This window comes from Burkholderia vietnamiensis LMG 10929 (assembly GCF_000959445.1).
GTDB lineage: Bacteria > Pseudomonadota > Gammaproteobacteria > Burkholderiales > Burkholderiaceae > Burkholderia > Burkholderia vietnamiensis.
Genome location: NZ_CP009631.1, coordinates 519,561 through 531,697 on the forward strand (window position 1 = coordinate 519,561; position 12,137 = coordinate 531,697).

General features: G+C 63.2%; 5 protein-coding genes. All 5 read right to left on the reverse strand.

Translation table 11 applies throughout. The features are described from left to right. Positions 1–13 precede the first annotated feature (13 nt). Entirely contained in the window at positions 14–484 is a 471-nt protein-coding gene (gene rpsG, locus AK36_RS12390) for a 30S ribosomal protein S7 (RefSeq protein ID WP_006477195.1), read from the reverse strand. 172 nt (positions 485–656) lie between these two features. Then, complete coding sequence (rpsL, locus tag AK36_RS12395; RefSeq protein WP_006400662.1) at positions 657–1,037, reverse strand: 30S ribosomal protein S12; 381 nt, start codon at positions 1,035–1,037, stop codon at positions 657–659. A gap of 271 nt (positions 1,038–1,308) precedes the next feature. Continuing rightward, positions 1,309–3,159 (reverse strand): DNA helicase RecQ, encoded by a 1,851-nt coding sequence (gene recQ, locus AK36_RS12400; protein ID WP_034194839.1) that lies wholly within the window; start codon positions 3,157–3,159, stop codon positions 1,309–1,311. A gap of 241 nt (positions 3,160–3,400) precedes the next feature. Beyond that, positions 3,401–7,642, reverse strand: coding sequence for a DNA-directed RNA polymerase subunit beta' (gene rpoC / locus AK36_RS12405; protein WP_011883001.1), 4,242 nt, complete (start codon positions 7,640–7,642; stop codon positions 3,401–3,403). A gap of 21 nt (positions 7,643–7,663) precedes the next feature. Then, positions 7,664–11,770 carry a DNA-directed RNA polymerase subunit beta gene (gene rpoB / locus AK36_RS12410; RefSeq protein ID WP_011883000.1) on the reverse strand — a complete coding sequence of 1,369 codons (4,107 nt, stop codon included), beginning with the start codon at positions 11,768–11,770 and terminating at the stop codon, positions 7,664–7,666. Between the last annotated feature and the right edge of the window lie 367 nt (positions 11,771–12,137).

Consider the following 12,137-nt stretch of genomic DNA (forward strand, 5'->3'; position numbering starts at 1 on the left):
CCCAGCCAGGCGCTTAGAAACGGAAATGCGAGAACGCGCGGTTGGCTTCTGCCATGCGGTGAACTTCATCGCGCTTCTTCATCGCGCCGCCACGGCCTTCGGCCGCTTCGGAGAGTTCGCCTGCCAGACGCAGAGCCATCGACTTCTCGCTGCGCTTCTTCGCAGCCTCACGCAGCCAGCGCATCGCCAATGCCATACGACGCGACGGGCGCACTTCGACCGGAACTTGATAGTTGGCACCACCAACGCGGCGGCTCTTCACTTCGACCACCGGCTTCACGTTGTTGAGCGCAACGGTGAACACTTCCAGCGGGTCCTTGCCACCCTTGGTCTGGATCTGTTCGAATGCGCCATAAACGATGCGTTCTGCAACCGACTTCTTGCCGGACAGCATCAGCATGTTCATGAACTTGGCTACATCAACGTTGCCGAACTTCGGATCCGGCAACACTTCCCGCTTGGGGACTTCGCGACGACGCGGCATGATTCTTCCTTTACCTGTTCAGTTGGAGCTGCATCCAGCTCCGCGGCCACCAACAAACCCGATCACATCTTCACGACTAACCAGCTTGGCCGGGTGACCACTTACTCGACAGCACCGGCAATCCGGCACTCCCGCCTTGACCGCCCTGCGGCGATCCCTGATCAAAAACTGCTTACTTGGCAGCCTTTGCACGCTTCGCGCCGTACTTCGAGCGCGCTTGCTTACGGTCCTTGACGCCCTGGGTATCCAGCGAGCCGCGAACCATGTGGTAACGCACACCCGGCAAGTCCTTCACACGGCCGCCGCGGATCAGCACAACCGAGTGTTCCTGCAGGTTGTGGCCTTCACCGCCGATGTACGAAATCACTTCGAAGCCGTTCGTCAGACGAACCTTGGCAACCTTACGGAGTGCCGAGTTCGGCTTCTTCGGCGTCGTCGTGTACACACGGGTGCACACGCCGCGACGCTGGGGGCAGTCCTGCAGGGCCGGGCTCTTGCTCTTCGTCGTTTCCGACTGACGGCCTTTGCGAACCAGTTGGTTGATGGTTGGCATTGTTTATTCCTGAAATTGAACAAAATCTGCACACCGATTTCGGGCAAAGCGAAAATCGGCGCACAGTTGACTTCCGAACCGGCGATACGGGCACGAACCTTCGAACAGCGCTCGACGCGACTCGGCCCACCGAATACCGGAACCCAACATCATATTCCGGAAATACCAACTAAGTCAACGGCTTGCGTGATTTGCCGGGCGCGCGGCCGGTTTACGTCGACGGTTGGGACGGACACGGTCGTGCTGCCCGCGCGCCGCCGTCACGCTTCGATCACGCCGATTCGACGACGTCGATGATCTCGTCGCCGAAGCGTTCGAGCTTGCGCACGCCCATGCCGGGGATATGGCGCAGGTCTTCGATCGTCTCCGGCGCGTTGCGCGCGATTTCGGCGAGCGTCGCGTCGTGGAAGATCACATACGCCGGCACGCCGTCTGACTTCGCGGTTTCCGCGCGCCATGCGCGCAGCGCGTCCCAGCGTGCCCGCTCGCGCGCGCCCATGCCGGCCGTCGGGTCGACGCGCGTGCCGCTGCGGCTGGACGACTGGCGCGAGGAGCGCTGCGGCTTCACGTAGCGGCGCAGCGTCACCTTCTCCTCATTCTTCAGCACCGGCTTCGCGGCCTCGGTCAGCACGAGCGCGCCGAAGCCCCCGTGATCGACGGCCAGATAGCCGTACGCGACCAGTTGCCGGAAAATCGCGCGCCACTCGGGCTCGGACAGCGCCGCGCCGATCCCGAAGGTGCTCAATTGATCATGGCCGCGCTGCAGGACCTTCTCGGTGCGCGCGCCGCGCAGGATCTCGATCAGATGGCTCGCGCCGAAATTGAAGCCGCTCGCGCGCTGCGCGCGGAACACGCACGACAGCGCCATCTGCGCCTCGCGCGTCGCATCCCACGAATCGGGCGGCTCGAGACAGGTATCGCAGTTGCCGCACGGCTCGCTCGCCTCGCCGAAGTAATTCAGCAAGCGCACGCGGCGGCACGAGATCGTCTCGCACAGCCCGAGCAGCGCGTCGAGCTTCGACGTTTGCACGCGCTTGTGCGCGTCGTCCGCATCGGATTCGTCGATCATCTTGCGCTGCTGCACGACGTCGCCGAGGCCGTACGCCATCCACGCGTTCGCCGGCAAACCGTCGCGCCCGGCGCGGCCGGTTTCCTGGTAGTAGCCCTCGACACTCTTCGGCAAATCGAGGTGCGCGACGAAGCGCACGTCGGGTTTGTCGATGCCCATGCCGAACGCGATCGTCGCGCACATCACGACGCCTTCTTCGCGCTGGAACATTTCCTGGTGCTTTTGCCGCACCTCGAACTCCATCCCCGCGTGATACGGCAGCGCGCGCACGCCTTGCGCCTTCAGCCATTCGGCCGTCTCCTCGACCTTGCGGCGCGACAGGCAGTAGACGACGCCCGCGTCGGTCGTGCCGTCCGCGTTCGTGTGTTCGGCGCGGATGAAGTCGAGCAGCTGCGCGCGCGCGTTGTCCTTTTCGACGATCCGGTAGCGGATGTTCGGCCGGTCGAAGCTCGACACGAACACGCGCGCATCGTCGAGCGCGAGACGATGGATGATCTCGTCGCGCGTGATCGCGTCGGCGGTGGCCGTCAGCGCGATGCGCGGCACCGACGGGAAACGCTCGTGCAGCACCGACAGCTGGATGTATTCAGGCCGGAAATCGTGCCCCCACTGCGACACGCAGTGCGCCTCGTCGATCGCGAACAGGCCGATCCTCGCGCGCTCGAGCAGCTCGAGGAAGCGGCCGGTCATCAGACGCTCCGGCGCGACGTACAGCAGATCGATCTCGCCTTCGCGCAGCGCGCGCTCGGTCGCGGCGGCCTCGGCGCCAGAGAGCGTCGAGTTCAGGTACGCGGCGCGCACGCCGACTTCGCGCAGCGCGGCGACCTGGTCCTGCATCAGCGCGATCAGCGGCGACACGACGATGCCGGCGCCCTGCCCGGCCTCGCGGCGCAGCAGCGCGGGAATCTGGTAGCACAGCGACTTGCCGCCGCCCGTCGGCATCAGCACGAGGCAATCGCCGCCGCCGGCGACGTGTTCGACGATCTCGCCCTGCTGGCCGCGAAAGGCGGAATAACCGAAGACTTCGTCGAGGATTTCGAGGGCGCGGGACATGAATGAGAGATAGGACAGCGGAAGGATGACCGCAATTTTAACAACCCGCCCGCACAACGCACGGCGTATCGTGCAACGTCGGCCGATCGGACGGGGTCGCGCGCGCGCATGACGGGCCTGCCCGATCGTGCGGCAAGCCCGTCATGCGCGTGGACGACGGACAAAAAAAACCGCCCGGCGGACCGGGCGGTTTCGACGACAGCGAATAAGGCAACGGGAAGCGGCTCGCGCCGCCCCGCGCTTATTCGGCTGCCGGGTGTTGCGGCTCTTCCGCGGGCGCGCTCGGCGTGCCGAAGTCGAATGCCTCTTCCGCTGCGATCTGGTCGAAACGCTCGCGGTCGGACATCTCCTTCGCCTTGCGTGCCTTGTGGAACGCGAGACCCGTACCGGCCGGAATCAGACGGCCGACGATCACGTTTTCCTTCAGGCCGCGCAGATCGTCGCGCTTGCCCATGATCGCCGCTTCGGTCAGCACGCGGGTCGTTTCCTGGAACGATGCCGCGGAGATGAACGAGTCGGTCGACAGCGACGCCTTCGTGATACCGAGCAGCACGTTGTCGTACGAAGCCGGGCGCTTGCCCTCGGCGATCATGCGATCGTTCTCGTCCAGCATGTCGGAACGCTCGACCTGTTCGCCCGGGATGAAGCGCGTATCGCCGTTGTCGGTGATCTGCACACGACGCAGCATCTGGCGAACGATCACCTCGATGTGCTTGTCGTTGATCTTCACGCCCTGCAGACGGTACACGTCCTGCACTTCGTCGACGATGTAGCGTGACAGCGCCTCGATACCCTGCAGACGCAGGATGTCGTGCGGATCGGCCGGGCCGTCCACGATCATTTCGCCCTTGTTGACGACCTGAGCATCGTGGACCAGCACCTGCTTTTCCTTCGCGATCAGGAACTCGTGCTGATTGCCTTCGAGGTCCGTGATGACGAGACGCTGCTTGCCCTTCGTGTCCTTGCCGAACGACGTCGTGCCGGTGACTTCCGCGAGGATGCCCGCATCCTTCGGCGAACGCGCTTCGAACAGTTCCGCCACCCGCGGCAGACCGCCGGTAATGTCACGCGTCTTCTGCGCTTCGGTCGGGATACGTGCGAGCACTTCACCCACCTGCACTTGCTGACCATCCTTCACGGTGATCAGTGCGCCAACCTGGAAGCCGATCTGCACCGCGTGCTCCGTGCCCGGGATCTTCACTTCCTCGCCGTTCGCGTCGAGCAACTTCACCTGCGGACGCACGCTCTTCGACGCCTGCGAACCGCGGCGCTTCACGTCGATCACGACCAGCGTCGACAGACCGGTCACGTCGTCGATCTGCTTCGCGACGGTCACGCCTTCCTCGACGTTCTCGAACTTCACCGTACCACCGTACTCGGTGATGATCGGACGCGTCATCGGGTCCCACGTCGCCAGCTGCGTGCCGGCCTTGATCGTCGCACCGTCGAGCTGCAGCAGCGTCGCGCCGTACGGGATCTTGTGACGTTCGCGCTCGCGGCCGATATCGTCGGTGATCAGCGCCTCGCCCGAGCGCGAAATGACGATCTGCTCGCCCTTCGCGTTCGTCACGTAGCGCATCGTCGCCGTGAAACGCACGATACCGTTGCTCTTCGCTTCGACCGACGACGCCACTGCCGCACGCGATGCCGCACCACCGATGTGGAACGTACGCATCGTCAGCTGCGTGCCCGGTTCGCCGATCGACTGTGCCGCGATCACGCCGACTGCTTCGCCGACGTTCACCAGCGAGCCGCGGCCGAGGTCGCGGCCGTAGCAGGCCGCGCACAGACCGTAGCGCGTTTCGCAGGTCAGCGGCGTGCGCACGCGCACTTCGTCGATGCCGAGGCGTTCGATTTCCTCGACCGCCGTTTCGTCGAGCAGCGTGCCCGATTCGTACAGCGTTTCCTGCGTTTCCGGATTGACGACGTCCGCCACCGCGACGCGGCCGAGGATACGGTCGCGCAGCGCTTCGACGACTTCACCGCCTTCGACCAGCGCCTTCATCGCGACGCCGTTCGACGTGCCGCAATCGTCCTCGACCACCACCAGATCCTGCGTGACGTCGACGAGACGACGCGTCAGGTAACCCGAGTTCGCGGTCTTCAGTGCCGTATCAGCCAGACCCTTACGTGCACCGTGGGTCGAGATGAAGTACTGCAGCACGTTCAGGCCTTCGCGGAAGTTCGCGGTAATCGGCGTCTCGATAATGGAGCCGTCCGGCTTCGCCATCAGGCCACGCATACCGGCCAGCTGACGAATCTGCACCGCCGAACCCCGGGCGCCCGAGTCGGCCATCATGTAGATCGAGTTGAACGACTCCTGGCGCGTCTCGTTGCCGTCGCGGTCGATCACCGGCTCCGTCGACAGCTGCTCCATCATCGCCTTGCCGACCGCTTCCGACGTTGCCGACCAGATGTCGACCACGTTGTTGTAGCGTTCCTGCGCGGTGACGAGACCCGACATGTACTGACGGTCGTACTCCTTCACCTTCTTCGCGGCGTCGCCGACGATCGTTTCCTTCTGCGGCGGCACGAGCATGTCGTCCACGCAGATCGAAATACCGGCACGCGTCGCGAGACGGAAACCCGACTGCATCAGCTGGTCGGCGAACACGACCGTCGCACGCAGACCGCACTTGCGGAACGCGGTGTTGATCAGGCGCGAGATTTCCTTCTTCTTCAGCGGCTTGTTCAGCACCGAGAACGGCAGGCCGTGCGGCAGGATCTCCGACAGGATCGCGCGGCCGACGGTCGTCGCGTACAGCGAGATCTTCGGCACGAATTGCGGCGCGCCTTCCGACGTGTCCTCGTTGCGGACCATTTCGGTGATCCGCACGTTCACGCGCGATGCGAGCTCGACTTCCTTGTTCTCGTACGCGCGGATCACTTCCGACACGCCGGTGAACGAGAGGCCTTCGCCCTTCGCGTTGACCGCTTCGCGGGTCGCGTAGTACAGACCCAGCACGATATCCTGCGACGGCACGATCGACGGATCGCCGTTGGCCGGGAACAGCACGTTGTTCGACGCCAGCATCAGCGTGCGCGCTTCCATCTGCGCTTCGAGCGACAGCGGCACGTGAACGGCCATCTGGTCACCGTCGAAGTCGGCGTTGAACGCCGCGCAGACGAGCGGGTGCAGCTGGATCGCCTTGCCTTCGATCAGCACCGGCTCGAACGCCTGGATACCGAGACGGTGCAGCGTCGGCGCACGGTTCAGCATCACTGGATGCTCGCGGATCACCTCTTCGAGGATGTCCCACACGACCGGCGTCTGGTTCTCGACTTCCTTCTTCGCAGCCTTGATGGTCGTCGCGACGCCCATCACTTCCAGCTTGTTGAAGATGAACGGCTTGAACAGTTCGAGCGCCATCAGCTTCGGCAGACCGCACTGGTGCAGCTTCAGCGTCGGGCCGACCACGATGACCGAACGGCCCGAGTAGTCGACGCGCTTGCCCAGCAGGTTCTGACGGAAGCGACCGCCCTTACCCTTGATCATGTCGGCGAGCGACTTCAGCGGACGCTTGTTCGCGCCCGTCATCGCCTTGCCGCGACGGCCGTTGTCGAGCAGCGAGTCGACGGCTTCCTGCAGCATCCGCTTTTCGTTGCGGACGATGATTTCAGGCGCCTTCAGCTCGAGCAGACGCTTCAACCGGTTGTTACGGTTGATCACGCGGCGATACAGGTCGTTCAGGTCCGACGTCGCGAAACGGCCGCCGTCCAGCGGCACGAGCGGACGCAGTTCCGGCGGCAGCACCGGCAGCACTTCGAGGATCATCCACTCGGGCTTGATGCCCGAGCGCTGGAATGCCTCGAGGACCTTCAGGCGCTTCGCGTACTTCTTGATCTTCGCTTCCGAGCCGGTGTTCTTCAGCTCGGTGCGCAGCGTCTCGACCTGCTCGTCGATGTTGATCGCGCGCAGCAGCTCACGCACGCCTTCCGCGCCCATCTCGGCACGGAATTCGTCGCCGTATTCCTCGACCTTGTTGTAGTAATCCTCTTCGGTCATGATCTGCCGCGCCTTCAGCGGCGTCATGCCCGGTTCGATCACCACGTACGCTTCGAAGTACAGCACGCGTTCGATGTCGCGCAGCGTCATGTCGAGCACCATGCCCAGACGCGACGGCAGCGACTTCAGGAACCAGATGTGCGCGACCGGCGAGGCCAGCTCGATGTGGCCCATGCGTTCGCGACGCACCTTCGCCAGCGTCACTTCGACGCCGCACTTCTCGCAGATCACGCCGCGGTGCTTCAGGCGCTTGTACTTGCCGCACAGGCACTCGTAGTCCTTGATCGGCCCGAAGATCTTCGCGCAGAACAGACCATCGCGTTCCGGCTTGAACGTACGGTAGTTGATGGTCTCCGGCTTCTTCACTTCGCCGAACGACCACGAACGGATCTTGTCCGGCGAGGCCAGACCGATCTTGATCGCGTCGAAAACTTCTTCCTGTTGGACTTGCTTGAATAGATCGAGCAGAGCTTTCATTGCCTTCTCTCCGTAGTCCGATTAATTGCGGTCGAGATCGATGTCGATACCGAGCGAGCGGATTTCCTTCACCAGCACGTTGAAGGATTCCGGCATGCCTGCATCGATCACGTGATCGCCCTTGACGAGGTTCTCGTAGACCTTCGTCCGGCCGGTCACGTCGTCCGACTTCACCGTCAGCATTTCCTGCAGCACGTAGGACGCGCCGTACGCTTCGAGTGCCCACACTTCCATTTCACCGAAACGCTGACCGCCGAACTGCGCCTTACCACCCAGCGGCTGCTGCGTGACGAGCGAGTACGGGCCCGTCGAACGCGCGTGCATCTTGTCGTCGACAAGGTGGTGCAGCTTCAGGTAGTGCATGTAGCCGAGCGTCACGCGACGTTCGAACTGCTCGCCCGTGCGACCGTCGTACAGGCGGACCTGGTTCTTCGACGGGTTCATGTCGAGCTGTTGCGCGATGTCGTCCGGGAACGCGAGGTCGAGCATCTTGCCCATTTCTTCCTCGGTCGCACCGTCGAACACCGGCGTCGCGAACGGCACGCCTTCGCGCAGGTTCTTCGCGAGTTCGAGGATCTCTTCGTCGGTGAAGCTTTCCAGATCTTCCTGGCGGCCCGACTCGTTGTAGATCTTCGTCAGGAACACGCGCAGTTCCTCGATCTTCGCCTGACGCTGCAGCATTTCGCCGATCCGCCAGCCGAGACCCTTCGCAGCCCAGCCGAGGTGAACTTCGAGCACCTGACCCACGTTCATCCGCGACGGCACGCCGAGCGGGTTCAGCACGACGTCGGCCGGACGGCCGTCGGCCATGTACGGCATGTCTTCGATCGGGACGATCTTCGACACGACACCCTTGTTACCGTGACGGCCTGCCATCTTGTCGCCAGGCTGCAGGCGGCGCTTCACCGCGAGGTACACCTTGACCATCTTCAGCACGCCCGGCGGCAGTTCGTCGCCTTGCGTGAGCTTCTTGCGCTTCTCTTCGAACGCGAGGTCGAACTGGTGACGCTTCTCTTCGATCGAGTTCTTGATCGCTTCGAGCTGCGCCGCTGCTTCGTCGTCCGCGAGGCGGATGTCGAACCAGTGGTAGTGGTCGAGATCTTCCAGGTAAGCCTGGTCGATCTTCGTGCCCTTCGCGAGCTTCTTCGGACCGCCGTTCGCGACCTTGCCCACCAGCATGCGGGCGAGACGCTGGAACGCGTCGCCTTCCACGATGCGCAGCTGGTCGTTCAGGTCGAGACGGTAGCGCTTCAGTTCGTCGTCGATGATCTGTTGCGCACGCTTGTCGCGCTGGATGCCTTCGCGCGTGAACACCTGGACGTCGATCACCGTGCCGCTCATGCCCGACGGCACGCGCAGCGACGTGTCCTTCACATCCGAAGCCTTCTCGCCGAAGATCGCGCGCAGCAGCTTCTCTTCCGGCGTCAGCTGGGTCTCGCCCTTCGGCGTGACCTTGCCGACCAGCACGTCGCCCGCTTCGACTTCAGCACCGATGTACACGATGCCCGATTCGTCGAGACGGCCGAGCTGGACTTCCGCCAGGTTCGAGATGTCGCGCGTGATTTCTTCCGGCCCGAGCTTCGTGTCGCGTGCAACGACGTTCAGCTCTTCGATGTGGATCGACGTGTAGCGATCGTCCGCGACCACTTTCTCCGAGATCAGGATCGAGTCTTCGAAGTTGTAGCCGTTCCACGGCATGAACGCGATCAGCATGTTCTGGCCGAGCGCGAGCTCGCCCAGATCCGTCGAGGCGCCGTCGGCCAGCACGTCGCCGCGCGAGACCTTGTCGCCCATCTTCACGATCGGACGCTGGTTGATGTTCGTGTTCTGGTTCGAACGCGTGTACTTGATCAGGTTGTAGATGTCGACACCGACTTCACCTGCGACCGCTTCGTCGTCGTTCACGCGAATCACGATACGGCCTGCGTCGACGTAGTCGACCACACCGCCGCGGAACGCCTGAACCGTCGTGCCCGAGTCGACCGCACAGGTGCGCTCGATGCCCGTACCGACGACCGGCTTCTCCGGACGCAGACACGGCACGGCCTGACGCTGCATGTTCGAGCCCATCAGTGCACGGTTCGCGTCGTCGTGCTCGAGGAACGGAATCAGCGAAGCTGCCACCGACACGATCTGCGACGGCGCGACGTCCATGTACTGGATGCGATCCGGCGTGACCATCATCGTTTCGCCGGCTTCACGCGACGACACGAGTTCGTCGATCAGCTGGCCGTTCTCGTCGATCGCGGCGTTCGCCTGAGCGATCATGTAGCGCCCTTCCTCGATCGCCGACAGGTAGTCGATCTGGTCGGTCACCTTGCTGTCCACGACCTTGCGGTACGGCGTCTCGAGGAAGCCGTACTCGTTCAGGTGCGCGTACAGTGCGAGCGAGTTGATCAGGCCGATGTTCGGACCTTCCGGCGTTTCGATCGGGCACACGCGGCCATAGTGGGTCGGGTGCACGTCGCGGACTTCGAAGCCTGCGCGCTCGCGCGTCAGACCGCCCGGGCCCAGCGCGGAAACGCGGCGCTTGTGCGTGATTTCCGACAGCGGGTTGGTCTGGTCCATGAACTGCGACAGCTGCGACGAACCGAAGAACTCGCGGATCGCCGACGAAATCGGCTTCGAGTTGATCAGGTCGTGCGGCATCAGGTTTTCGCTTTCGGCCTGGCCGAGGCGCTCCTTCACCGCGCGCTCGACACGCACGAGACCGGCGCGGAACTGGTTTTCCGCCAGTTCGCCGACGCAACGCACGCGGCGGTTGCCGAGGTGGTCGATGTCGTCCACTTCGCCCTTGCCGTTGCGCAGCTCGACGAGGATCTTGATCGTCGCGAGGATGTCGTCGTCCTGCAGCGTCATCGGGCCGACGATTTCGTCACGGCCCACGCGGCGGTTGAACTTCATGCGGCCGACCTTGGACAGGTCGTACGCTTCTTCGCTGTAGAACAGACGGTTGAACAGCGCCTCGACCGCTTCTTCGGTCGGCGGTTCGCCCGGACGCATCATGCGGTAGATCGCGATGCGCGCGGCCGTACGGTCGGTCGTTTCGTCGACGCGCAGCGTCGACGAAATGTACGGACCCTGATCCAGATCGTTCGTGTAGAGCGTCTGGATGTCCTTGATGCCGGCTTCGCGCAGCTTCTCGAGCACGCTTTCCGTGACTTCGTCGTTCGCGCTCGCGATCACTTCCCCGGTGTCGCCGTCAACGACGTTCTTCGCCAGCACGCGGCCGAGCAGATAGTCTTCCGGCACCGAGATGAACTTGGTCTTCGCGGCTTCGAGGTCGCGAATGTGCTTCGCGTTGATCCGCTTGTCCTTCTGGACGATGACCTTGCCGTCGCGATCGGTGATGTCGAAACGCGCGACTTCACCGCGCAGGCGCTCGGGCACGAACTCGAGTTGCGCGCCTTCGTCCATCAGCGTGAAGTTGTCGAACACGAAGAAGTTCGCGAGGATCTGTTCCGGCGTGAGGCCGATGGCCTTCAGCAGGATCGTGACCGGCATCTTGCGGCGACGGTCGACGCGGAAGTACAGGATGTCCTTCGGATCGAATTCGAAGTCGAGCCACGAGCCGCGGTACGGAATGATCCGTGCCGAGAACAGCAGCTTGCCCGAGCTGTGCGTCTTGCCCTTGTCGTGTTCGAAGAACACGCCCGGCGAACGGTGCAGCTGCGAGACGATGACACGCTCGGTGCCGTTGATGACGAACGAGCCCGTCGGCGTCATGAGCGGAATTTCGCCCATGTACACTTCCTGCTCCTTCACTTCCTTGACGACCGGCTTGTTCGGCGATTCCTTGTCGAGGATGACGAGGCGGACCTTCGCGCGCAGCGCCGAGCAGTACGTCAGGCCCCGCTGCTGGCATTCCTTGATGTTGAATGCCGGCGAGGACAGCGCATAGCTCACGAACTCGAGGCGCGCGAAACCGTTGTGCGAAACAATGGGAAATACCGACGTGAACGCGGCCTGCAAGCCTTCGGGCTTGCGTTGCGTTGCCGGCACATCAGCTTGCAGAAACGTGCTGAATGATTCAAGCTGGGTGGCCAGCAAGAACGGAACTTGGTGAACGATGGGGCGCTTCGCGAAACTCTTGCGAATGCGCTTCTTCTCGGTGAAGGAATATTGCATACGATCTCCGAATCACGGCGGGTGCTGTCGAGGCGGGATACCTGGACGTTTCAAACCCGAGTGTTCACCGACTGAGACCCGATGGCCGCCCGATGGCTTGAACGAGCCGAGAAGCTTGGTGGTTGGCCGCTACCAACCGCTGGCTGACGGCAGCGGATGCCTGTGTTGCCCGCTACCCGACCAAACTTGCCTTCTGCAGTCGCTTCAGAAGACAAAGAGAAACGCCAGTCGCGACATCGGCAACGATTTGACGGTTTTCTTTGGCTTCTGGGGCCGATCATTCGGGCTCCCGAAAGAGTGCCAGAATAACGTCCCCACAAAGCACAAAAAGGCCGGCGGTGAAAATACCGCCAGCCTTCGCACAGCG

Coding starts and splice junctions, on each gene's coding strand:
- rpsG (WP_006477195.1), bottom strand. CDS start 484: ATGCCGCGTCGTCGCGAAGTCCCCAAGCGGGAAGTGTTGCCGGATCCG.
- rpsL (WP_006400662.1), bottom strand. CDS start 1,037: ATGCCAACCATCAACCAACTGGTTCGCAAAGGCCGTCAGTCGGAAACG.
- recQ (WP_034194839.1), bottom strand. CDS start 3,159: ATGTCCCGCGCCCTCGAAATCCTCGACGAAGTCTTCGGTTATTCCGCC.
- rpoC (WP_011883001.1), bottom strand. CDS start 7,642: ATGAAAGCTCTGCTCGATCTATTCAAGCAAGTCCAACAGGAAGAAGTT.
- rpoB (WP_011883000.1), bottom strand. CDS start 11,770: ATGCAATATTCCTTCACCGAGAAGAAGCGCATTCGCAAGAGTTTCGCG.